Origin of the sequence: Modicisalibacter sp. 'Wilcox', from assembly GCF_010993675.1 — a bacterium.
Taxonomy (GTDB): domain Bacteria; phylum Pseudomonadota; class Gammaproteobacteria; order Pseudomonadales; family Halomonadaceae; genus Modicisalibacter; species Modicisalibacter tunisiensis.
The window spans coordinates 92,738-114,603 of the sequence record NZ_WNXF01000009.1; the positions used below are offsets into that span (position 1 = coordinate 92,738).

General features: G+C 69.6%; 18 protein-coding genes. 12 read left to right on the top strand and 6 right to left on the bottom strand.

What is annotated here, in order from left to right; genetic code table 11:
* Positions 1-245: 245 nt before the first annotated feature.
* The 7 genes from G7A98_RS10075 (at position 246) to G7A98_RS10105 (ending at position 6,696) form a co-directional block, all read left to right on the top strand.
* A complete protein-coding gene (locus tag G7A98_RS10075) occupies positions 246-1,124 on the top strand; it encodes an HAD-IIB family hydrolase (protein WP_163649534.1) in 879 nt (292 codons plus the stop codon).
* Between the two features lie 236 nt (positions 1,125-1,360).
* Positions 1,361-2,227: an MBL fold metallo-hydrolase gene (locus G7A98_RS10080; protein WP_163649535.1), complete on the top strand. Its 867-nt coding sequence runs from the start codon at positions 1,361-1,363 to the stop codon at positions 2,225-2,227.
* An 87-nt stretch (positions 2,228-2,314) separates the two neighbouring features.
* Positions 2,315-3,568: an FAD/NAD(P)-binding oxidoreductase gene (locus G7A98_RS10085; RefSeq protein WP_163649536.1), complete on the top strand. Its 1,254-nt coding sequence runs from the start codon at positions 2,315-2,317 to the stop codon at positions 3,566-3,568.
* Between the two features lie 63 nt (positions 3,569-3,631).
* Positions 3,632-4,093, top strand: a complete 462-nt coding sequence (locus G7A98_RS10090; RefSeq protein ID WP_163649537.1) for a YeeE/YedE family protein — start codon at positions 3,632-3,634, stop codon at positions 4,091-4,093.
* The gene (locus tag G7A98_RS10095) at positions 4,090-4,503 is read left to right on the top strand and encodes a DUF6691 family protein (protein WP_163649538.1); all 414 of its coding nucleotides are present in this window, start codon (positions 4,090-4,092) and stop codon (positions 4,501-4,503) included. Before G7A98_RS10090 ends, G7A98_RS10095 begins: the two co-directional genes overlap by 4 nt.
* 211 nt (positions 4,504-4,714) lie before the next feature.
* The gene (locus G7A98_RS10100) at positions 4,715-5,392 is read left to right on the top strand and encodes a response regulator (RefSeq protein ID WP_163649539.1); all 678 of its coding nucleotides are present in this window, start codon (positions 4,715-4,717) and stop codon (positions 5,390-5,392) included.
* Entirely contained in the window at positions 5,389-6,696 is a 1,308-nt protein-coding gene (locus G7A98_RS10105; RefSeq protein ID WP_163649540.1) for an ATP-binding protein, read from the top strand. Before G7A98_RS10100 ends, G7A98_RS10105 begins: the two co-directional genes overlap by 4 nt.
* Positions 6,697-6,729: 33 nt before the next feature.
* On the opposite strand, the gene dsbG is transcribed toward G7A98_RS10105, so the two are convergent.
* Together dsbG and dsbD are read right to left on the bottom strand one after the other, a co-directional pair.
* Positions 6,730-7,512: a thiol:disulfide interchange protein DsbG gene (dsbG, locus tag G7A98_RS10110; protein ID WP_205596253.1), complete on the bottom strand. Its 783-nt coding sequence runs from the start codon at positions 7,510-7,512 to the stop codon at positions 6,730-6,732.
* A gap of 15 nt (positions 7,513-7,527) precedes the next feature.
* Positions 7,528-9,537 (bottom strand): protein-disulfide reductase DsbD, encoded by a 2,010-nt coding sequence (dsbD, locus tag G7A98_RS10115; RefSeq protein ID WP_163649541.1) that lies wholly within the window; start codon positions 9,535-9,537, stop codon positions 7,528-7,530.
* A gap of 179 nt (positions 9,538-9,716) precedes the next feature.
* On the opposite strand from dsbD, the gene G7A98_RS10120 reads away from it, so the two are divergent.
* Genes G7A98_RS10120 through G7A98_RS10135 form a run of 4 tightly spaced genes read left to right on the top strand, consistent with a single transcriptional unit; the run spans position 9,717 to position 12,949 of the window.
* Complete coding sequence (locus G7A98_RS10120; RefSeq protein WP_163649542.1) at positions 9,717-10,625, top strand: 3-keto-5-aminohexanoate cleavage protein; 909 nt, start codon at positions 9,717-9,719, stop codon at positions 10,623-10,625.
* Positions 10,622-11,575, top strand: a complete 954-nt coding sequence (locus G7A98_RS10125; protein ID WP_163649543.1) for an L-carnitine dehydrogenase — start codon at positions 10,622-10,624, stop codon at positions 11,573-11,575. The genes G7A98_RS10120 and G7A98_RS10125 overlap by 4 nt, the downstream gene beginning before the upstream one ends.
* The gene (locus G7A98_RS10130) at positions 11,572-12,063 is read left to right on the top strand and encodes a thioesterase family protein (RefSeq protein WP_224421525.1); all 492 of its coding nucleotides are present in this window, start codon (positions 11,572-11,574) and stop codon (positions 12,061-12,063) included. Before G7A98_RS10125 ends, G7A98_RS10130 begins: the two co-directional genes overlap by 4 nt.
* A 43-nt stretch (positions 12,064-12,106) precedes the next feature.
* A complete protein-coding gene (locus G7A98_RS10135; RefSeq protein ID WP_163649544.1) occupies positions 12,107-12,949 on the top strand; it encodes an alpha/beta hydrolase fold domain-containing protein in 843 nt (280 codons plus the stop codon).
* A gap of 17 nt (positions 12,950-12,966) precedes the next feature.
* Here the strand turns inward: G7A98_RS10135 and G7A98_RS10140 are convergent, their stop codons facing one another.
* The gene (locus tag G7A98_RS10140) at positions 12,967-13,176 is read right to left on the bottom strand and encodes a DUF2061 domain-containing protein (protein ID WP_163649545.1); all 210 of its coding nucleotides are present in this window, start codon (positions 13,174-13,176) and stop codon (positions 12,967-12,969) included.
* A 338-nt stretch (positions 13,177-13,514) separates the two neighbouring features.
* On the opposite strand from G7A98_RS10140, the gene G7A98_RS10145 reads away from it, so the two are divergent.
* Positions 13,515-14,849: a D-alanyl-D-alanine carboxypeptidase family protein gene (locus tag G7A98_RS10145; protein ID WP_163649546.1), complete on the top strand. Its 1,335-nt coding sequence runs from the start codon at positions 13,515-13,517 to the stop codon at positions 14,847-14,849.
* A gap of 84 nt (positions 14,850-14,933) precedes the next feature.
* On the opposite strand, the gene G7A98_RS10150 is transcribed toward G7A98_RS10145, so the two are convergent.
* From G7A98_RS10150 to G7A98_RS10160, 3 genes are all read right to left on the bottom strand, one after another.
* Positions 14,934-16,988 carry a choline transporter gene (locus tag G7A98_RS10150; protein ID WP_163649547.1) on the bottom strand — a complete coding sequence of 685 codons (2,055 nt, stop codon included), beginning with the start codon at positions 16,986-16,988 and terminating at the stop codon, positions 14,934-14,936.
* A gap of 496 nt (positions 16,989-17,484) precedes the next feature.
* Positions 17,485-20,592 carry an efflux RND transporter permease subunit gene (locus G7A98_RS10155; RefSeq protein ID WP_163649548.1) on the bottom strand — a complete coding sequence of 1,036 codons (3,108 nt, stop codon included), beginning with the start codon at positions 20,590-20,592 and terminating at the stop codon, positions 17,485-17,487.
* Positions 20,589-21,851, bottom strand: coding sequence for an efflux RND transporter periplasmic adaptor subunit (locus G7A98_RS10160; RefSeq protein ID WP_163649549.1), 1,263 nt, complete (start codon positions 21,849-21,851; stop codon positions 20,589-20,591). The genes G7A98_RS10155 and G7A98_RS10160 overlap by 4 nt, the downstream gene beginning before the upstream one ends.
* Between the last annotated feature and the right edge of the window lie 15 nt (positions 21,852-21,866).

Genomic DNA, 21,866 nt, shown 5'->3' on the forward strand with positions numbered 1-21,866 from the left:
TCCGGGAAGGCTTGAGAGTGTAACGAAGGCGCATGGCGAGTCGCTGTGCACAGGCATGGTGCAGACGGGTACCGGTGACGCTTGGGGGCGATGCCGATGAATGCGCTATCGTGAGAGCAGGGCATGGCCCGGCGCGGCGTGTGGTCTGTGGCTTCTCGAGGGCGGGCCGCACGAAGCTGGCATGCTCCGTGCTTGGCAGACAACACACACGGCGATGCGTCGCCCCGGTTGCCGGGAGGAATGACATGACGGGTTCCAGGGTTTCACCGCGTGAATGGCTGGTCTTCACCGATCTGGATGGCTCGCTTCTCGATCACTACAGCTATGACTGGTCGCCGGCGGCGGACTGGCTACGGCGGTTGCGCGAGGCCGGCACGCCGGTGATCCCCGTCTCCAGCAAGACGCGCGCCGAGCTGTTGCCGCTGCGCCGCGAACTGGCGCTGGAGGCGACGCCGTTCATCGCCGAGAACGGCGCGGTGATCGGGCTGCCGTCGAACTGGCAGCATGCGCGGCTCGATCGCGATCCGCAGGACATCGGCGGGTTGCGCATCAAGACGCCCGGTGTCGACAGTGCCTTCCTGCGGAGCCGGCTGACGGTACTGCGCGAGCGGCTGGGCGTGCGGTTTCGCATCCTCACCGAGCTCTCCGTCGCGGCGGTCGTCGAGGCGACCGGGTTGAGCGAGGTGGGGGCCGAGCACGCCCGCCTGCGTGAAGGCAGCGAACCCCTGCTCTGGGATGACGACGAGGCCGCGCTGGCACGGCTTCGTCGTGCGCTGGCCAATGATGGCCTGATGCTGACCCGTGGCGGGCGGTTCTGGCACGTGATGGGCGATGTCGACAAGGGGCGGTCGCTGCGCTGGCTGGTGGCGCGCTACCGGGCGCTGCGGGGCACCACGCCGGAGACGCTGGGCCTGGGGGACGGCCCCAACGATGTCTCCCTGCTCGAGGCGGTCGAGGCCCCGGTGCTGATCCGTGGCGAGCATCGCCAGCCTGTCGAGGTGCACCATGCGTCGCTGTATCGAACCCGGGAGACCGGCCCGCGCGGCTGGGCCGAGGGGCTGGACTACTGGCTGGGCGCGTGCGGGCCGGCGCCTCCGGCTTCCCTGGAAGAGGCGTCATCATGAGCGCCGCCTTCCGGAATGGCATACTTGCCGCCTTTCGGGCCCTTCATTCCCCGCAGGAATTGCATCCGGGTGTCGACTCGAACGTATGCGCAAGGCGGTGGAGCGCGACAATCCGCGCGATGGCTGACGGTGAGCAGGACGTATAGTCCTGCTCTCGTATAGATAAAAAAAGAATAACGTTAGAACAATATATGCGTTATGCTGGGGGCATTTCGATAGCGTAAAGGAGCCATCCCATGCGCAATCCCGTCGTGACCCATTTCTTCGACGAGCCCACCAACACCTTCAGCTACGTGGTGCGTGACCCCGACAGCCACGCCTGCGCGATTCTGGATTCCGTGCTCGATTTCGATTATGCCGCGGGGCGCACCGACGTGCGTTCGGCGGACGCCATCATCGACTTCATTCAGCGCGAGGGGCTCGAGGTCGAGTGGATCCTCGAGACCCACGTGCATGCCGACCACCTGTCCGCCGCGCCCTATCTGCACGACAAGCTGGGCGGCAGGACCGGGATCGGTGCGCATATCACCGACGTCCAGGCGATCTTCGGCAAGGCCTTCAATGCCGGTACCGAGTTCGCCCGGGACGGCAGCCAGTTCGATCGGCTGTTCGCCGAGGGCGACACCTTCCGTATCGGCAACCTGGAAGGCCGGGTGCTGCACACGCCGGGCCACACGCCGGCCTGTCTGACCTACGTGATCGGCGATGCCGCCTTCGTCGGCGACACGCTGTTCATGCCCGACTACGGCACTGCACGCTGCGACTTTCCGGGCGGCGATGCTCGGACCCTGTATCGCTCGATCCAGAAGGTGCTGGCCCTGCCGCCGGAGACCCGGCTGTTCCTGTGTCATGACTACAAGGCGCCCGGACGCGACGAGTACGCCTACCAGACCAGCGTGGCCGAGCAGCGTCGCGACAACATCCATGTGCACGAGGGCACCACCGAGGAGGCGTTCGTCAAGATGCGCACCGAGCGTGATGCCACCCTGGGCATGCCGCGCCTGATCCTGCCGTCCGTGCAGGTCAACATGCGCGCCGGGCACCTCCCGCCGGCCGAGGACAACGGCCAGGTCTACCTGAAGGTGCCGATCAACCGTTTCTGAGCGATCATTGCCTGCCGGTGCCGCCCTCGACCGTGGCCGCGGTCGAGGATGGCCGCTTGCCATGCCCACCGATTTTGGAGTCCTTTCATGTCTGCCAACGAATCCGTTGCGTCTTCCTCGGGCCGTCACGATGTGCTGATCATCGGCGGCGGCGCCGGGGGGATCGCCCTGGCCGCCAGCCTGCACAAGCGTCGCGCCGAGCTGGACATCGCCATCATCGACCCCGCCGACCATCATGACTATCAGCCCGGTCAGACGATGGTCGGTGGGGGTATCTTCCAGGCGTCGCAGATCCGCCGGCCGATGGGCGACGTGATGCCCGCGTTCGTGCACTGGTACGCCCAGGCCGCCGAGGCGATCGACCCCGAGGCGCGCCGCGTGATGCTCGACGACGGGCGCGCGCTGGACTATCACGCGCTGGTCGTGGCGCCCGGTCTGGTGCTCGACTGGGGCGCCATCGAGGGGCTGGAAGCGACGCTCGGCGAAAACGGCGTGACGTCCAACTACCGCTACGATCTGGCGCCCTACACCTGGTCGCTGGTGGAATCGCTGTCCTCCGGCCGGGCGCTGTTCACCCAGCCGCCGATGCCGATCAAGTGCGCCGGTGCGCCGCAGAAGGCGATGTACCTGGCCTGCGACGCCTGGCGGCGCCGGGGCGTGCTCGACAACATCGACGTGAGCTTCCACAACGCCGGCGGTGCGCTGTTCGGCGTCGCCGACTATGTACCGGCATTGCAGGAGTACGTGTCGCGCTACGGCATCGATCTGTGCTTCCAGCAGACCTTGAAAGCCGTGGACGGCCCGGCGCGCAAGGCGCTCTTTCGCGTTCAGAGCGAGGCCGGGGAAGACGAGGTCGAGGTGGCCTTCGACATGCTGCACGTCGTGCCGCCACAGCGGGCGCCGGAGCTGGTGAGCCGTTCGGTGCTGGCCAACGACGCCGGCTGGCTGGATCTGGATGATGCCACGCTGCAGCATCGTCACTACCCGTCCGTCTTCGGGCTCGGTGATGCCAGCGGTACCGCCAACGCCAAGACCGCCGCGGCGGTTCGCAAGCAGGCCCCGGTGGTGGCCGAGAACCTGCTGGCCTGGCTGGATGACCGGCCCTTGGCGGCGGCCTATCTGGGCTACGGGGCCTGCCCGCTGACCGTGGAGAACGGCCGGGTGGTACTGGCGGAGTTCGGCTATGGTGGCCAGCTGCAGCCGACCCTGCCCACCTGGCTGCTCGAGGGCACCCGGGCCACGCGACTGGGCTGGCTGCTCAAGGCCCATGTCATGCCGCGGCTGTACTGGGACGCCATGCTCAAGGGGCGCGAGTGGCTGGTCGAGCCGGCGTCGCGCTGAAGATCCATCATTCATCGTTCGGCACGGTGGCGTGACACCGTGTCGTCAGCAGGAGGAACGCGTGTGGACATGGCAGCGAGTCTGCAGGGTCTTGCCGGCGGGGTGCTGATCGGCCTGTCGGCCGTGTGGCTGATGGCCACCCTGGGCCGTATCGCCGGCATCAGCGGGATTCTCTCGGGGCTGATCTGGGAGCGTCCGGCGGGCGACAGCGCCTGGCGCCTGGCGTTTCTGGCCGGGCTGATCGTCGGCCCGCTGCTGCTGGTGCTCGCCGGCGGCGGGCTGGGCAACGTCGCCGGCGAGCCGGGGGCGGTGATCGGTGCGCCGATCGGCGGCACGGGGCTGATGCTGATCGCCGGCCTGCTGGTCGGGCTGGGCACCGGCCTGGGCAGTGGCTGCACCAGCGGCCACGGGGTCTGCGGGCTGGCGCGCCTGTCGCCGCGCTCGCTGGCGGCGACGCTGGTCTTCGTGGCGGCGGCGATGCTCACCGTTTATGTGGTCCGTCACGTGCCGGGAGGTGGCGCATGAAGACGCTCATGGGATTCGTGGCCGGGCTGCTGTTCAGCCTGGGGCTGGCCATCAGCGGCATGACCGACCCGGCGCGGGTGGTGGGGTTTCTGGACATCGCCGGTGCCTGGGATCCGACGCTGATCTTCGTGCTCGGCGGGGCGGTGGTGACCACCTTCATCGGCTACCGGCTGGTCTGGAAGCGCGATCAGCCCCTGTTTGCCGGGCGCTTCGCGCTGCCCACCCGCCGCGATCTGGACCCCCGGCTGCTGGGCGGCGCGGCGCTGTTCGGCATCGGCTGGGGCCTTTCCGGTTACTGCCCGGGACCGGCCGTGGCCTCGATCGCCGGGCTGAGCCTGCCGCTGGCCGCGATGCTCATCGCCATGGCCGCCGGCTGGTGGGTGGCGAAACGGTTCAGCGGGTCTCACTGACCCGAACTCACGGAATGATGGGCGCCGGGGGACAAGGCGAAGCGAGGGTCCTTTGCCATGGATGGCAAAGGTAGCGCCCAAGGAAGGGTTTACAGCGCCCTCGCGAAGTCTTTCCGCCGGGAAAGCCCATCTCGTTTGTCGGTTGTGAAAGGACCTCTTAATCGGGCACCGTCAGTGTCGCAGCGCCCGATCACCCGCAGGAACCGGTCGCATGAGAGTATTGCTTGTCGAGGATGACGCCCCGGTGGCCGCGGGCATCGAGGCGGGGCTGGGGCTTTCCGAATTTATCGTCGATACCGTGGGCACCCTGGCGGCTGCCCGTGCCGCGCGACAGGCGATCGACTATGACCTCGTGGTGCTCGATCGGCGCCTGCCGGACGGCGAGGGGCTGGCATTGTTGCAGGCGTGGCGCCGCGAGGGTGTCGCCATCCCCGTGTTGATGCTCACGGCACGCGATGCCGTCGCCAGTCGCGTCGAGGGCCTGCAGGGCGGCGCCGACGATTATCTGGTCAAGCCGTTCGATCTCGACGAACTGACTGCCCGGCTCCAGGCGCTGCTGCGTCGCACGGCGGGGCAGGCCGGTCGCCTGCTGCATCACGGACGCCTCGCCTTCGATCCCGTGGATCGCAGCGTGATGCTCGACGGCGTCCCCGTGGCGCTGATCCGCCGTGAACGGATGCTGCTGGAGGCCCTGATTCGAGCCCGCGGGCGCCTCCTGAGTGCCGATCAGTTGAAGGATCGTCTCTACGGGGTCGACGACGAGGTCGAGAGCAACGCGCTCAACGTGCATATCTACCAGCTGCGTCGCAAGCTGGGGCGCGATGTGATCGAGACGGTACGCGGCGTCGGCTACCGGCTGGGGAACGCCGATGGGGCGGTACACGCGTGAGTCTGCGACTGCGCCTCGTGGTGACCCTGGGAGTCACGCTGCTGGCGCTGTGGGGGATCACCGCCGCCTGGCTGATTCGCGACCTGTCGACGCAATTCGAGCAGTCGCTGGACCGGCGCCTGGCCCAGTCGGCGCGCATGGTCGCCGGCCTGATGGAGCGCGTGCCGGCCGATGCCTGGCGCGGCGACACCGGCGAGATACCGGTCATTCCCGCTCTGGAAGGCGTGGCCTGTCGCGTCTCGTCGCTGCGAGGACAGGTGGTGGCGGGCACCCATCCTGAATTGAATGATGTGCTGTCGACGCGTGCCGCGGGCTACGGGTACCGCCGGCACGACGGCCAGCGCTGGCGCGTCTACACCCTGACCGACGAGAACCGGCGCATCACCGTGGCGGATCGCATGCGCGAACGGGAGTCGCTGCTCGGCCAGGTGCGGCGTGCCGCCTCCTACCCCTTCCTGCTCGCCCTGAGCGGCAGTCTCGTCGCCCTGTGGTGGGGGGTGACGCGGGGCCTGACGCCACTGGCTCGGCTCCAGCGGCGGCTGGCACAGCGTGATCACGACGACCTTTCGGCGCTGCCCATGCGAGGCCTGCCCGGCGAGATCCGCCCGCTGATCGACGGTTTCAACACCCTGCTGGCGCGTACCCGGCGCACCCTGGAACGCGAGCAGCGTTTCACCGATGACGCGGCCCACGAGCTGCGCACGCCGCTGACGGCGGTGCGCACCCATCTGCAGGTGGCGCGGCGGGTCGACGGCGACCGCCGTCGGGAAGCCATGCGGCAGGCCGAGGCGGGGGTGGTGCGCTTGACCCGCACTCTCGAGCAGTTGTTGCTGCTGGCGCGGATGGACAATGACGCCGGGCATGACGACCTCGAGCCGGCCCGGCTCGACGAGGCCCTGGAGACCGCCCTGACCGAGACCGGCAGCCACGGCCGCTGTCGGCTGGACGGGGTGGATGCCTCGCTGTGCATCGCCATGCCCGTCACGTTGCTGGTAACGGTCCTGCGCAACCTGATCGGGAATGCCCGGCATCATGGGGATCCCCACCAACCGATCGAGGTCGCGGCGAGGCGGCGCGACGCCGGTATCGTGATCGAGATCGTCAACCAGGGGGCCATCATCCCCCCGGAGCGGCTGGCCAACCTGACCGATCGCTTCTATCGCGGCAACCATCCCCGAGGCAGCGGCCTGGGGCTGTCCATCGTCAAGGCGCTGGTCGAGCGCTTCGGGGGCGCCCTGACGCTCGCTTCCAGCCGGGAAACGCCCTTTCGGGTGCGCCTGTGGCTGCCGGAAGGGCAAGGGTGAAGCGAGCCATGCCGGCAGGATGATCAGGCCGGGTTAGTCGTCGACGGGCCCGCCCATGATCTCGCGCAGCTTTTCCGGGCTGGGCGCCCCCATCACGCGATGCACGCCGTCCTCGTCGCGGTAGAAGATGACCGGCGTCGCGTTGAGCCGGGCGTTGCGCATCAACCGGGTATTCTCCGACACCCAGCGCCGGCTCGCGTCGCTGATGCGATTGTCCGGCATGCTGCCGTCGCGGTAGTGCCTGCCGATGGCGGCGCTCGGATCGTCGGCGCTCAGCAGGGTCGCGGCCTTGGCGGCGCTGTCGGCCTTGAGGACGCCGACCATCAGGTGGCGCAGCTGGACGTCGCCGTTTTCGACCCAGGGGCGGGCCTCCTGCCAGAATTTTCGGCAGTAGGGGCAGTTGGGGTCACTGAGGGTATAGACCACGCGCTCGGCATCGGCGGAGCCGTCGCGCACCCAGTGATGGTCGGCCATCTGCTGCCATAGCCTGGCATTCCTGGGGCCGTTGACCAGCCGCTCCAGGGGCTTCGCGGATACATCGCGTCCCTGGGCGTCGATCAGCGTGCCGATCACGGCATGGTCGCCATCGGGCGTGAGGTAGGCGGCGATGGCGCGGCCACGCAGGCTGGCTGCGTAGCCCTGGAGCCCACCGGGGGCGTCGAACGTGCCGTGGATCGTCAGCCCCTGCTGCTTGAGCTGTTCGATGGGGGCCGGCCACTCCCGGGCCTGGGCCGTGAGGCTGGTGGCCAGCAGCAGGCCGGTGGCGAGGCCCAGCATCCGGCGAGCGGGACTGGCGATGGGTTGATGATCTTGCATGGCAGTCAACTCCGTTCAGGGGGAGGCGGCTCGAGGCAGGTGCTCGAGGCTGCGCGAGAGCGTGGCTCGGGAAGATTCCACTAAGTGTGTGTCCCCGCCGTTGCGGGCGATCTTCCGGGCCCGGGCGTAGCGGTCGAGGAAGGCCGAGGCATCCACCTCGCCGATGATGCGGGCGCCGCGCAGCTCGTGGCCGTCCGGGCCGAACCACATCAGGGCCGGCGGGCCGAAGACCCCGAAGCGTTGCATGAGCGCCTTGTCGGTCGCGTCGTTGTCGGTCACGTCGATGCGCAGTCGCTGTACGTCCTTCAGGGCAGTCTTGACCTCGGGGTCGCCGAAGACCTCTTCCTCGATCACGTCGCAGGAGACACACCACTCGGCGGTGAACTCGACCAGTGTCAGCCTCGCCTGGTCGGCCGGGCTCGCGAGACGGGATTTCAGGGCGTCGAATGTCTCGATGCTGTCGAAGGTCAACGGCTGGCTCGATGCGGGCGCGGTCGTGCCGGTGGGGACATAGACCGTCAGGGGGCGCCAGGGGTCCTCGGCCCCGCCGGCGGCGCCGACCAGCACCAGGGTACTCCACAGCCCGATCACCCCGGCGCCGGCCTGCGCCAGCTGGCCCAGGGTGCGACCGCTCGACTCGCCTCTCGCCAGGTGGTACAGCGACACCGCGAAGCCCAGCCCCAGGGCGCCCCACAGCCCCAGCACGATGGCCTCGGGCAGCAGGCGGTCCAGGAACCCGATCGCCGTGCCGAGCAGCACGAAGCCGAAGATGCCGCGTACCCGGTTCATCCAGGGGCCCGGCCGGGGCAGCAGGCGGCTGCCCAGGGTGCCGATCAGCACCAGCGGCGCGCCCATGCCCAGACCGAGGGCCAGCAGGGCCGCGCCGCCCAGCCAGGGGTTGCCGCTTTCGGCGATGAACAGCAGGGCCCCGGCCAGCGGCGCGGTCGAGCAGGGGCCGACGAGCAGCGCCGAGAGCACCCCCATGAGCGCGGTCCCCTTGAAGCGGCCGCCACGCTGTCGCGACAGGACGCTGTCCAGACGTTGCCGGAGGATACGGGGCAGTTCCAGCTCGAAAAGGCCGAACATGGCCAGTGCCAGCACCCCGAACAGGGCCGAGAACAGGCCGATGAACCAGGCATTCTGGAGCAGTATCTGCAGGTTGGCGCCGGCCATCGCGGCGCTCACCCCGAGCAGCGCATAGGTGGCGGCCATGGGCAGCACGAAGACGCTGGACAGCAGGAATCCCGTGGTGCGACGGTGCCGGCCTTGCGGCTGTTGCCCCACGATCAGGCTGGAGATGATCGGGATCATCGGCAGCATGCAGGGGGTGAAGGCCAGCAGCAGCCCCATGCCGAAGAAGGCCAGCAGCGTCCAGATTGTGCTACCGCCGGCGAGCCGGGCCGCCAGCTGCTGGTCCTGAGCCTCGGGGACGCCGCTGGTCGCGGCGGGAGAGGGCGAGCCGGCCTCCGGAGAGCCGGCCTCCGGATAGCCGGCCTCCGGAGAGCCGGTTTCCGAGGAAGCGGTCGTCGACGCGGTGGACGTGGTCGAGGCCGGTACCGACGAGGCAGCGGTGCCGCTGGCGGTATCGAGGTCGTTCAGCGCGAAGGTGCGTTGCTGCGGCGGATAGCAGAGCCCGGCGTCGGCACAGCCCTGCCAGTGCAGGGTGAGGGTCTCGGCATCGCCGGGCTCGAGCGTCATGTGCAGCGTGTCGCGATACACTTCGGAGCGACCGAAGTACTCATCCTCGATCGTCTCGCCGGCGGGGAGCGTCAGCGAGAGCCGGCGCCCATCCGCCTCGGCGGCGAAGCGGTGCCGGTAGAGGTAATAACCCGGCGTGATCTGCCAGTCGACCGTCAGGCTGTCGCCGTCGCGCGATAGCGTCGGCTGGAATGCCTCTTCGGGAGGCAGGAAGGTGCCCTCCCGATCGAAGAGCCCCTGTGCCGAGGCCAGCGAGGCCAGTGTCAGACACCCCAGCATCAGCACGGCGCGCAGACTGTTGAACCAATGACCTTTCCCGGCCTGCATTCCCGTCACTCCCGAGTCGCTTTGCAGGCAGGGTCGCGTATCGAGATGAGCCGAGGATGAAGTCGCGCCATGTGGCAGGTCGCCGGGTGGCGTATCGTGGCGATCCTGTGTCGTGAATCGTCAAGTCGTGGTGCCATGCCGGCGTCAGACTGGGGACATTCTGTCATCGGAGGAACACCATGAATTCCCGAGTCATTCTCACCTGCGCCGTGACCGGCGCCGGCGATACCACCGCGAAGAATCCGCATGTGCCGGTCACGCCGGTCGAGATCGCCGAGGCGGCGGTCGAGGCCGCCCGTGCCGGTGCAAGCGTCGCGCACATCCACGTGCGGGATCCCGAGACCGGCGGCATCAGTCACTCCACAGAGCACTTCCGCGAGGTGGTCGAACGGGTTCGCGAGGCGGATACCGACATCGTGCTCAACCTGACCGGCGGCGGCGGCGGTGACTGGGTGCCGCATCCGGACGACCCGTATCGCGGCGGCCCGGGCAGCGACATGCAGACGCCCGCCGAGCGCCACGCCCCGGTGGGCGCGCTGCTGCCCGAGCTGTGCACCCTGGACTGCGGCAGCCTCAACTTCGGCGACGCCGTCTACATCAACACCGCCGACTGGCTGCGCGAGCACGCCCGACTCGTGCAGGCCGCCGGCGTCAAGCCGGAGCTGGAGTGCTTCGACCTGGGGCATGTCTGGTTCGCCCGCCAGCTGCAGGCCGAAGGCCTGCTCGAGGGCGATCCGCTGTTCCAGCTGTGCCTGGGCATCCCCTGGGGGGCGGAGGCCGATACCGAGACCATGCTGGCCATGCGCAACAAGCTGCCGGCGAACGCCAACTGGGCGGCGTTCGGCATCGGTCGCGCGCAGATGCCGATGGTCGCCCAGGCCGTGCTGCTCGGCGGTCACGCCCGGGTCGGCCTGGAGGACAACCTGTACCTGCGCAAGGGCGTGAAGGCCAGCAATGGCCAGCTGGTCGAGAAGGCCGCCGGGCTGATCGACAGCCTCGGCGCCCGGGTGATGACTCCGGCCGAGACCCGCGCGCACCTCAAGCTGCGTGATCCGCGTACCGGCAAGATCGTGGAGGGCGAGGCATGAGTCGGCTGGCAGTGATCGGCACCGGGGTGATCGGCAACGGCTGGATCGCCCGTGCCCTGGCGCAGGGCTGGGACGTGGTCGCCTTCGATCCGGCGGCGGGCGCCGAGGCGCGTACCCGCGAGGCGGTGGCCCGGGCCTGGCCGTCGCTGGAACGGTTGGGGCTGGCCGAGGGCGCGGACCCGGAGCGGCTCGCCTTCGCCGACAGCCTCGAGGCCGCGGTGGCGAACGCCGACCTGGTCCAGGAGAATGTGCCCGAGCGGCTCGACCTCAAGCGCGAGATCCTCGCCGCACTGGATGCCGCCGCGCCGGCCGGCGTGATCATCGGCTCGTCGACCTCCGGCTTCAAGCCCAGCGACCTGCAGCGCGACTGCACGCGGGAGCCGGGGCGGATCGTCGTCGCCCACCCCTTCAACCCCGTCTACCTGCTGCCGCTGGTGGAACTGGTCGGCGGCGAGGCGACCACCGCGGATCACCTCGCCCGCGCCGAGGCGCGCTATCGCGAGCTGGCGATGCGTCCGCTGGTGGTACGGCGCGAGATCGAGGGCCACATCGCCGACCGACTGATGGAGGCGCTGTGGCGCGAGGCACTGCATCTGGTCAACGACGGCGTGGCGACCACCGAGGAGATCGACGCCGCGGTGGTCTACGGCTGCGGGCTGCGCTGGTCGCTGATGGGTACCTTCCTGACCTTCCATCTGGCCGGCGGCGAGCAGGGCATGCGTCACATGCTCGAGCAGTTCGGCCCGGCACTGAAGCTGCCCTGGACCAAGCTCGAGGCACCGGAGCTCACCGACACGTTGATCGATCGTGTGGTCGAGGGCTGCGAACATCAGGCGGCGGGGCGCAGCATCGACGCCCTGGAGTCGCGCCGCGACGAGTTCCTGGTGCGCCTGCTGGCGCTGGTCGAGGAGTACTGGCCCGAGTCCGAGGGGCTGGAGGGGCGACTGTGAGCGAGACGATACCGCGGCGCGTGCTGGAGACCCGGGTGGCGTCCGAGTGGGTCGACTACAACGGCCACATGAACGATGCTGCCTATGCCCGCGTGTTTTCGCTGGCGGTCGATGCGCTGATGGAGTGGCTCGGCCTGGGAGAGGAGGGCCGCCGGCGCCACGCCTACACCCTCTATACTCTGGAGACGCACCTGTGCTATCGCCGGGAGGCCCATGAGGGACAGCCGCTGCAGGTGGGCGTGGTGCGGCTCGATGCCGATGCCAAGCGCCTGCACGCCTTCTTCACCCTGGAGGACGACCAAGGCCACTGTCTGGCGACCAGCGAGCAGATGCTGATGGGCATGGCCATCGACCGGGGTCGCCCGGCGCCATTTCCGCCCGAGGTGGCCGAACGCCTGGCCGCGCTGCCGGGATGCGCGGGGGACGACTGGCCGGAGCTTGCCGGTCGACGTATCGGCATCGTGCGGCGGGACGACGCGACATCGTGAGCATGACGGCACCGACGAGCGCGGTGCCGGCGAGGAGGCTGTCATGACCGTCGAGGATTTCATCCGCGAGTTCGAGCAGGGCATGCGCGACGTGGGCGCCGCCGACGACTGGCTGACCGCGCGGCGTCGCTACGAGGCCCTGTGCGAGGCCTTCGCCCCGGCCGATCCGCCGGGGCTGAACTGGACCGACGACGAGGCGGACGGCGTGCGCATTCGCCGCTACATGCCGCCGGATGCCGCCTCGGGCGAGGTGCTCTACCTGCACGGTGGCGGCTGGACACTGGGTTCCGTGCGCAGCCACCACGGCATCGTCGCCGATTTGGCCCTGCGCCTGGGGCATCCGGTGACCAGTGTCGGCTATCGGCTCGCGCCCGAGGCCGACTACGGTCAGGCGCTGGACGACTGCCAGGCCGTGCTCGAGGACTGCCGGCCGGTGGCCCTGGCCGGCGACAGCGCGGGCGCCCGGCTGGCGCTGGATCTGGCGCGCCGGGTCGGCTGGCAGGGCCCGCTGGGCCTGATCTATCCGCCGGTGGGCATCCCCGATGCCGACTCCCTGGGGCCGGATGCGCCGCTGCTGGCCCGCGCGGAGATTCTGCAGATGTGGCGGGATATCGCCGACACCGTGCCGGCGCTGTGCGAGGCCCATCCGCCGGCACCGCACATCGAGGCGCTGGCCGTGGATCACGACCCCCTGACGCAGCCCTTCGAGGCGGCGATCGAACACTGGCGCGCGAACGGTGCCGATATCCGCTACCACCGGGCACCGGCGATGGTGCATGGCGCCCTGCATGCGCACGCCCGGCTGGCGCCCATGGGCGAGGCCTGGCAGGCCTTCTGCGCCGGGTTGCAGGAGCGCTTGGCCCGCACGCCGGTATCCAGCGACTGAACGGGTCGGGGAGCGTCTCAGGCGGCCAGCGGCAGCCGCCGGTCGCGTGCGTCACGACGGCGGCGCAGTCGTTCCCAGGCCTTCTCGTGCAGGAAGTAGGCCACGGAGTTGATGGCGGGTTCGACCAGCGCGATCAATCCGCCGACCACCCAGCTGCCGGTCAGCAGCCAGGTGACCGTGAAGGCCACCGAGAAATGCACGCAGGCAAAGGTCAGTGTCTTGAGCATGGCGGTCTGCCTCGGGGAGGAATGACTGTCATCACTATAGGCAGACGAGAATCATTCTTGAAGACGATTTCCGCAATCGGGTGAATAGCCCGCTGCTATCGAGGATATTCCCGGGATGGTTTCGCGCCTTCGGGACTGTTCAGTGGCGTATTGGCCGTGGACAATGGGGCGGCTGCGGAGTGAAGGGTCACTGACTGCATGAAGGGGGTTGCCTGCGTCGGGAGGCCGGGCGGCAGGAACCGCCGGAGTGGCATAGACTCGAGAAGAGTCTGTGCGCACCCTGTAGCGCCCGACGGTAGTCACAAGAAATCGCAAGGATATTACGCAAGGACATTCACATGGCCATCCTCGCCCCTCGCTCGCCCCGGCGTGCCTGCCGGCCCGTCGCGCGCGCGCCCCTGCCGCCTGCCCGGTTCGTGTCGCTGTCGCTCGCCGTACTGCTGCTGACGCTGCTCGCCACGACCGCCCAGGCCAAGCCCAACCCGCGCTATGCCTCCATCGTCATCGATGCCGCCAGTGGCGAGGTGCTGTCCGCGGCCAATGCCGATGCACCCCGCTACCCGGCCTCGCTGACCAAGATGATGACGCTGTACCTGCTGTTCGAGGCGCTGGATTCCGGCCGGCTGTCGCTGAACGACCGGCTGGCGGTATCGGCCCATGCCGCCGATCAGCCGCCCACCAAGCTGTGGCTCAAGACCGGCGGGCGCATCGCGGTCAAGGATGCCATCCTGGCGATGATCGTGCGCTCGGCCAACGACGTGGCGGTGGTGGTGGCCGAGAACCTGGCGCGCAGCGAACCGGCCTTCGCCCGGCGCATGACCGCCAGGGCGCGCGCGCTCGGCATGAATCACACGGTGTTCCGCAACGCCTCGGGGCTGCCCGACGACGCCCAGGTCACCACGGCCCGCGACATGGCCACGCTGTCGATGCACCTGATGCGCGACTTTCCCCAGTACTACGGCTATTTCGCCCGCACGGAATTCCGCTTTCGCGGCAAGACCATCCCCGGGCACAACAACCTGCTCGACAGCTACCCGGGCACCGATGGCCTGAAGACCGGCTACATCAATGCCTCCGGCTTCAACGTCGCGACCTCGGCGGTCCATGACGGCCGGCGCATCGTCTCGGTGGTGATGGGCGGCTTCACCGCCCGCTCCCGCGACGCCCACATGGCCCGGCTGCTCGATCGCGGTTTCGTCCGGGCCAGCCTGATGGACGGCAACGACTGGGTCGCCAAGACGGCGCTGTTCGATGGGCCGGGACAGGCGGCCCGCCGTGCCGCGACCGCCACCACGGTGGCGATGGCCGAAGCGCCGTCCGCCCGGGCTGACTCGGCCGTCGTCGGCCAGGGTGATGCGGGCGATCCGATCCGCGCGCTGATCGCGCAGGCCAAGGCGGGGGACACGCCGGGGGGCTCGGCGGTGAGTGCGGCCTGGGCGATTCAGGTCGGCGCCTTCAGTACCCGGCACCAGGCGCAGTCGCTGGCCTCGCGGGCCGCCGCCGCGCTGGCCGCGGACCTGCGCAGCGCTCGCCCGGCGGTGATGGCCGCCGAGGGCGACGCCAGTGTCTTCCGCGCCCGGGTGGTGGATCTGCGCGAGTCGCAGGCGCGTCGTTCCTGTCAGCAACTGCAGCAGCAGGGCATGGAGTGCGTGGTGGTCGCCAGCACGCGGTGAGGCGGTCTCGCCGCTCTTGGCACGACATGAAAACGCCCCCGTCCGGGGGCGTTTTCATTGACGGTAGCGCCTGCCGACACTGCCTCAGGCGGGCGACTGCGTGGCATCGTCGGGCAGCGAGGCCGTGTTGCCGGGCGCCTCGCGGTTGAGGTGCAGGAAGTGCAGGTGGCGTTCGTACTGATCGAGGATGTCCTCGATGACCTGCTCCTTGCTGTAGCCCATCAGGTCGTAGCCCTGGCTGCCCTCCAGCAGGTACACCTCCAGGCGGTAGTAGTCGGCGTTGGCGTGCTGGGCGCGCATCGCGAACGAGGGCGTGGCGAAGCGCCGCGGCCGGATCTGGTAGCTGAAGTCCTGCTCGCTGCCGTGGGTGACGTTGAGCGCCAGGCAGGCCTCGTCGCCGTCACCCTCGACGATGCGGGCTTCCACGCCCTGGGCCTTGAGTTCCCCGGCGACCTCTTCCATGGCCGGGTGAGCGATTTCGCTCAGGAAGCGCTGGGCACTGCGACGACCGGGAAAGCTCACGGCACGCGCCAGGCGCTGACGCCAGCTCTTGTGGCCGCGTTCCCCGCCGGTGCGGCTCGACAGGCTGCCGGCCAGGCTGGCGCGATGGCTGTCCTCCTTGCGGCCCTCGACCTTCAGCGCCTTGAGCAGGCCGGCCATCATGAAGAACAGCACGATCGAGAACGGCAGCCCGGTGACCACCACGGCGCTCTGCAGGGCGGAGAGGCCGCCGGCCATCAACAGGGCCAGGGTCAGCACGCCGATCACCGCCGCCCACAGGATGCGCATCCAGATCGGCGCGTCGCTGTTCACGTCATGCAGAATCGAGGTGAAGTTCGACAGCACCAGGGCGCCGGAGTCGCCGGAGGTAACGAAGAACACGATCGCCAGGATGGTGACCACGATGGTGGTCGCGCCGGTCCAGGGGAACGACTCCAGAAACAGGTAGATGGAGGAGGCCGGGTTGTTCATGGCTTCCTGGCCGAAGGCCGCGGCGCCGTTCATCAGCATGTCGATGGCGCTGTTACCCATGATCGACATCCACGCCATCATGAAGGCCAGCGGCAGGAGCAACGTGCCGGCGACGAACTCGCGGATGGTGCGCCCGCGCGAGATGCGCGCCAGGAACAGGCCGACGAACGGGCCCCAGGCGATCCACCAGGCCCAGAAGAACAGCGTCCAGCCGTTGAGCCAGTCGGTGGGCGGCTCGAAGGCGTAGGTGTTCATCGACAGGTCGACGAAGTGGGTGAGGTAGTCGCCGACGTTCATCACCAGGGCGTTGAGCAGGAACAGCGTCTTGCCGGTGAACAGCACGAACAGCAGCAGCGCCAGCGCCAGCAGCATGTTGAACTCGGAGAGCCGGCGGATGCCCTTCTCGACGCCGGTGACCGCCGACACCGTGGCGAAGAACACGATCATGATCACCAGCGCGGCCTGGATCAGGGTGTTCTCCGGCACGGCGAACATGTAGTTGAGGCCGAAGTTGAGCTGGATGACGCCGATGCCGAGGCTGGTGGCGATGCCGAACACCGTGCCGAGCACGGCGGCGATGTCCACGGTGTGGCCGATCGGGCCGTGGATGCGCTGGCCGAAGATCGGGTACAGGGCGCTGCGGATGGTCAGCGGCAGGTTGTGGCGGTAGCTGAAGAAGGCCAGCGACATGCCGACCAGGGTGTAGATCCCCCAGCCGGAGAGCCCCCAGTGCAGGAAGGTCAGCTCCATGGCGCGGCGTGCCGCGGCGATGGTCTCGGCGTTGCCGTCCGGGGGCGCCAGGTACTGGGTGACCGGTTCGGCGATGCAGAAGAACAGCAGGTCGATGCCGATCCCCGCCGAGAACAGCATGGCCGCCCAGGAGGCCATGTTGAAGTCGGGGCGGGAGTGCTCCGGCCCCAGGCGGATCTTGCCGAAGCGCGACAGGCCGATGCCGATCACGAAGGCCAGGTAGACCACCACGGCGAGCACGTAGTACCAGCCGAAGGTGTCGGAAATCCAGCCCAGGGCGGTATTGATGATGCGGCTGGAGGAGTCGGTGAAGAACATCGTCCATACGGCGAAGATGACGATGCCGATCGCGGAGCCGTAGAACACCACGGGATTGAGGCGATCCCGCGGCTCGGCGTCAGTGTGTCGTGGGTGCATGTCGGGTCCTGTTGTCGTGTGGAACGGTGATCGCGACATCGCTCGAGGCACCCGGGCGGGCTGCCGGATGCAGGCACGCTTGGTAGCAGGACGCGGATCCCGCTGCCAAGCGTGGCTGACGAGCAAGCGATGCCCGATGGCGTTGCAAGTCGCCCTCCCGGCGAGTTTTTATTGATTGATCGTTCAATTAAAATACGCATCTCCTGGCGGCCTTGCAAGTCCCGGGAATGTCTCTGGCGGTGGTCGATGCGCTCGAGGCTGGGCCGGGGGCAGGCTCATCGCGACTGAAGTCGCACCCGCAAGGAGCTGCATTCCCGGGGCCGCCGCCGTGGTCTTGTGGGAGGGGGTTCATCCCCGACAGCGGTGGCCCGATGGCGGATTCCTCGCGACTGAAGTCGCTCCCACAGGAGGCTTCATGTCCGGGGCCGCCGCCGTGGTCTTGTGGGAGGGGGTTCATCCCCGACAGCGGCGGTCTGTTGGCGGTGCAGCCAGCCGCTCAGTCGCCGTGCGGCGAGCGGGCCGGTTCGGGTGACGAGGCGCCCAGGCGCTCGCGCAGGTCCTCGAGGATCAGGTACAGGCAGGGGATCAGCACCAGCAGGATCAGCGTGGCGAACAGGATGCCGAAGCCCAGCGAGACGGCCATGGGGATGATGAAGCGCGCCTGCCGCGAGGTCTCGAAGATCATCGGTGCCAGCCCCAGGAAGGTGGTCAGGGTGGTCATCATGATCGGCCGCAGACGGCGCGTGGCGGCGGCCATGATCGCCTCGCGGGCGTTGAAGCCCTCGCGGCGGCGATGATTGGCGTAGTCGATCAGCACCAGGGCGTCGTTGATCACCACCCCGGACAGCGCCAGCATGCCCAGCAGGCTGATGATCGACAGCCCGAAGCCCATGATCAGATGGCCGAGCACCGCGCCGATCACCCCGAAGGGGATGGCCGTCATCACCAGCAGCGGCTGCGTGTAGCTGCGAAAGGGGATCGCCAGCAGGCCATAGAGGGCGGCCAGCGTCGCCCACAGCGCCGTCCGCAGCACGGCCAGGTTGTCCGCGGTTTCCTCCTGACGCCCGCCCGGGCCGATCTCGAGCCCCGGGAAGCGCTGGCGCAGCTGGGGGAACAGCGAGTCCTCCAGAGTGGTGAGCAGCGCCTGGGTCGAGTCCGTGGCGGCGAGATCGGCGGTGACCTCGACGACCCGGCGGCCGTTGATGCGGGTCAGGCTGGCGCTGGCCCGGCTGCGTTCGATGCGGGCCACGCGGGCCAGTGCCACCTCGCCGCCGTCCGGCGTGAGGATCGGCAGGCGGCCCAGTTCGGCGAGGCTGTCGCGCGAGGCCGGGGGCAGGCGCACCTCGACGCTGATCTCGGTGCGGCCCTGCTGCTGCTTGAGGGCGGTGGCGCCCTGCAGCGGCCCGCGCAGCTGCCGCGCCAGCGACTGGCCGGTCAGCCCCAGGGCGCGCCCTTCCGGCGACAGGCGAATCGACAGCTGCGGCTTGCCGTTGCCGACGCCGCTGTCGACGCTTTCCACCCCCTGGTAGTCGACGAGCCGTGCGGCCAGCGCCTCGGCGGCAGCATCGAGCGTGGCGCCGTCGGGATGCGACAGGCGCAGGGTCAGGTCGGCGCCACCGCCGGGACCGCCGGCATCGCTGGCGAAGCGGATCGCCTCGACGCCGGGCAGATCGCCGGTGGCCTCGCGCCAGGCCCGGGCCAGCCGCGAAGGCGGCCAGGCGCGCAGGCTATCGGCGGCGATCGACAGGCGTACCTCGAGGGTGTCGCCGCGCTGGCGGGCGCGGGTGCTGTCGTAGACCAGGTCGGCATGGGCGTCGGCGAGACGCCGGGCGCCGGCCAGCAGGGCATCGCGGACGGCGTGATCCGCGGCGAGCGGGCTGCCCGGCGGCAGGCTGACGGTGGCCTGCACCCGGTCGGCCTCGACGCGCGGCATCAGCGAGAAGCCCAGCCGCCCACTGGCGGCGTAGGCCAGGGCGAGGATCAGCACCGCGACGCCGATCGCCACGGCGAGCAGGCGCCGGTCGAGGGCGCGCTCGAGGAAGGGGGCGAAGCGGTACTGGGTGAAACGGTCGAGCCCCTGCTGCATCGCCTGACGGACCCGCTCGATGGGCCGCTGCCAGGCGGGCAGGCGCTGGCGCGGCTGGCTGTGGGCCAGGTGGGTGGGCAGGATGAACAGCGCCTCGATCCACGACACGGCGAAGACCGTGATCACCACCAGCGGAATCACGCCCATGATCATGCCCAGGAAGCCGGGCAGGAACAGCAGCGGCAGGAAGGCGACCATGTTGGAGAGGACGGCGAAACTGATCGGCACGGCGATCTCGCGGGCGCCGTGGATGGCCGCCTCGAAGACCGAATGGCCCTTCTCGCGATGGGCGTAGATGTTCTCGCCGACCATGATGGCGTCGTCGACGACGATGCCCAGGGCGATGATGAAGGCGAACATCGAGATCATGTTGATCGACACGCCGAGCCCGGGCAGGAACAGCATGGCGCCGAGGAAGGCGGTGGGGATGCCGAGCGTCACCCACATCGCCAGGCGGGCCTCGAGGAACAGCCCCATCAGCACCAGCACCATGGCGAGGCCCAGCCAGGCGTTGCCGAGCAGCAGGTCGAGGCGCTGGCGGTAGATCGTGGAGCTGTCCCAGCCCGGGGTCAGCGAGAGGCCCTCGGGCAGGTCGTCACGCAGGCGGTCGAGCTCGCCGCGCACGATCGCCGAGACGCCCAGCGGCGTCTGGTCGCCGACCTGGTAGACCTGCAGCGAGATGCCCGGCTCGCCGTTGAACAGCACCTCGCGATCGCCCTCGGCGAGCCCGGGCTGCACGCGGGCGATGTCGCCCAGGCGAACCACGCCGCCGTCGGCCGTCGACAGCACCGGCAGCTCGGCGAAGTCCGCGGCACTCCGGCGCCGTCCCTGGTAGCGGACCAGCCACTCGCCGTCGCGGGTGTCCAGGCGGCCGCCGGCGAGGTCGAGGGCCTCCGCGCCGATGCGCTCGGCCAGCTGGGCATGGCTGAGCCCGTAGCGGCGCATCGCCGCCGGGTCGAGCAGCACCTGGATCTCGCGGTCGCGACTGCCCTCGAGCTCGATCTTGCCCAGCGCGGTCTCGCCGAGCAGTTGCTCGCGCAGGCGTTCGGCCAGCCGCTGGAGGGTCAGGGCATCGGTGGGGCCGTGCAGGTTGAGCTCGAGCACCTGCCGCGAGCGCCCGGCGAGGCTGAAGGTGGGCGCCTCGGCGGCCTCGGGGAAGGTGCGGATGCGGTCCACCGCCTGCTGGATCTCCTGATAGACCCGCATGGTCTCGGCCCCGGGGCGCAGCTCGGCGGTCACGCTGGCGCTGCCTTCGCTGGCGGTGGCGGTGACCTCGTCGATGCCGTCGATATCCGCCAGCGCCGACTCGATGGCCAGCAGCAGGCTCTGCTCGACCTCCTCGGGCGTGGCGCCCGGGTAGGCCACCTCGATGTCGACCGCTTCCAGGGTGAAGTCGGGAAAGACTTCCTTCTTGATCGTCAGGCTGGCCATCAGGCCGCCGAGCAGCAGGATCAGCATCAGCAGGTTGGGAGCCACGCCGTGGCGGGTCATCCAGGCGATGGGGCCGTGCCGGGTCATGGCGGCGTCTCCCCGTCGTCGGCATCGCCGCCGGGCGACGTGTCGTCCGGTGTCGGGGCCACGCGCAGCGCCATGCCCTCGCGGGGCCGGACGAGCGGGCTGACCACCACGCGCTCGGCACCACCGAGCGGGGCGCCGTCGGCACGGATCAGCACCTGGCGCTGGTCACGATAGAACGGCGTGACGGAGACGATGTGCAGCCGGTTGCCGGCGTCCAGCGTCCACACCCGGTCGTCCTCGTGCAACGCGGCGACCGGCAGGCCGATCAGGTCGTCACGCCCGGGCGGGGTGAAGCGAGCCTCGACGACGTCGCCCAGACGCAGGGCCGGCGCCTTCGTGTCGAGCGCCAGCGGGTCCTCGACCCGCACCAGCAGCTGGCTCATCAGGCCGTTCTCGGCCAGGCCGGGCAGGATCGAGAAGGCACGCCCCCGGCGCTGCCGGTCCGCTGGCCAGGCATCGCTCACCAGGGTGGCGAGCGAGCCGCTGTCGATGCCGTCGCCGGTTTCCAGCCAGTCCAGGGCGTCGCTCTCCAGCGAGACCCGCACCCAGAAGTGCGAGACATCCACCAGACCGAGCAGGGCGGTGTTGGCCGCCACGGCGCTGCCGGCGCCCACCAGGCGCTCCTGCACCATGCCGCGGAAGGGCGCGGCGATGGTGGTCCGCGCCAGCTCGAGACGCGCCTGCTCGAGGTCGGCCTCGGCGCTCGAGACGGCGGCCCGGGCGGCCTTGAGCTGCGGCTCGCGCAGGACCAGGGCGCGGCGCTCGGCGGGCAGCTCGCGGCCGTAGGTGCGGTAGTCGGCCTGGGCCTGGAGCTGCTGGCCGCGTTCGATCGCCAGGTCGGCCCGGGCCCGGGTCAGTGCCGCCTCGGCGCGCTGGACCGCCAGCCGATAGTCGGCATCATCGAGGATGGCCAGCGTCGCGCCGGTCTCGACCACACGCCCCGGCTCGACCCCGGGGGCGAAACGCTCGAGCTGCCCCGCGACACGGCTGGCCACCCGAGTCTCGCGGGCGGCGATGACCCGGCCGTAGGCGACGAGGGTCGGCGCCACGTTTCGGCGCTGGATGCTTGCGACACTGACCGTGGGCGGTGCGGGCTCGGGCGGGGCGGCACGCTGGCCGGTGCGCGGCGGATGGCTCAGCAGCCAGTAGGCGACGGCGCCCGCCAGCAGCAGGACACCCAGGGACAGCAGGGCGCCGGGCGCAAGGCGGCCGTCCTGACGCGCCGGGGCGCATCCGGGCGAAGGGAACTCGGGCTTCATGAAGGGCTCAGGATG

Bases quoted from the DNA above. Each gene is read 5' to 3' on its own strand.
- G7A98_RS10135 (WP_163649544.1), top strand. From the start codon at position 12,107: ATGACCGTCGAGGATTTCATCCGCGAGTTCGAGCAGGGCATGCGCGAC.
- G7A98_RS10140 (WP_163649545.1), bottom strand. From the start codon at position 13,176: ATGCTCAAGACACTGACCTTTGCCTGCGTGCATTTCTCGGTGGCCTTC.
- G7A98_RS10160 (WP_163649549.1), bottom strand. From the start codon at position 21,851: ATGAAGCCCGAGTTCCCTTCGCCCGGATGCGCCCCGGCGCGTCAGGAC.
- G7A98_RS10095 (WP_163649538.1), top strand. From the start codon at position 4,090: ATGAAGACGCTCATGGGATTCGTGGCCGGGCTGCTGTTCAGCCTGGGG.
- G7A98_RS10150 (WP_163649547.1), bottom strand. From the start codon at position 16,988: ATGCACCCACGACACACTGACGCCGAGCCGCGGGATCGCCTCAATCCC.
- G7A98_RS10085 (WP_163649536.1), top strand. From the start codon at position 2,315: ATGTCTGCCAACGAATCCGTTGCGTCTTCCTCGGGCCGTCACGATGTG.
- dsbG (WP_205596253.1), bottom strand. From the start codon at position 7,512: ATGCAAGATCATCAACCCATCGCCAGTCCCGCTCGCCGGATGCTGGGC.
- G7A98_RS10120 (WP_163649542.1), top strand. From the start codon at position 9,717: ATGAATTCCCGAGTCATTCTCACCTGCGCCGTGACCGGCGCCGGCGAT.
- G7A98_RS10155 (WP_163649548.1), bottom strand. From the start codon at position 20,592: ATGACCCGGCACGGCCCCATCGCCTGGATGACCCGCCACGGCGTGGCT.
- dsbD (WP_163649541.1), bottom strand. From the start codon at position 9,537: ATGCAGGCCGGGAAAGGTCATTGGTTCAACAGTCTGCGCGCCGTGCTG.
- G7A98_RS10080 (WP_163649535.1), top strand. From the start codon at position 1,361: ATGCGCAATCCCGTCGTGACCCATTTCTTCGACGAGCCCACCAACACC.
- G7A98_RS10125 (WP_163649543.1), top strand. From the start codon at position 10,622: ATGAGTCGGCTGGCAGTGATCGGCACCGGGGTGATCGGCAACGGCTGG.
- G7A98_RS10100 (WP_163649539.1), top strand. From the start codon at position 4,715: ATGAGAGTATTGCTTGTCGAGGATGACGCCCCGGTGGCCGCGGGCATC.
- G7A98_RS10145 (WP_163649546.1), top strand. From the start codon at position 13,515: ATGGCCATCCTCGCCCCTCGCTCGCCCCGGCGTGCCTGCCGGCCCGTC.
- G7A98_RS10075 (WP_163649534.1), top strand. From the start codon at position 246: ATGACGGGTTCCAGGGTTTCACCGCGTGAATGGCTGGTCTTCACCGAT.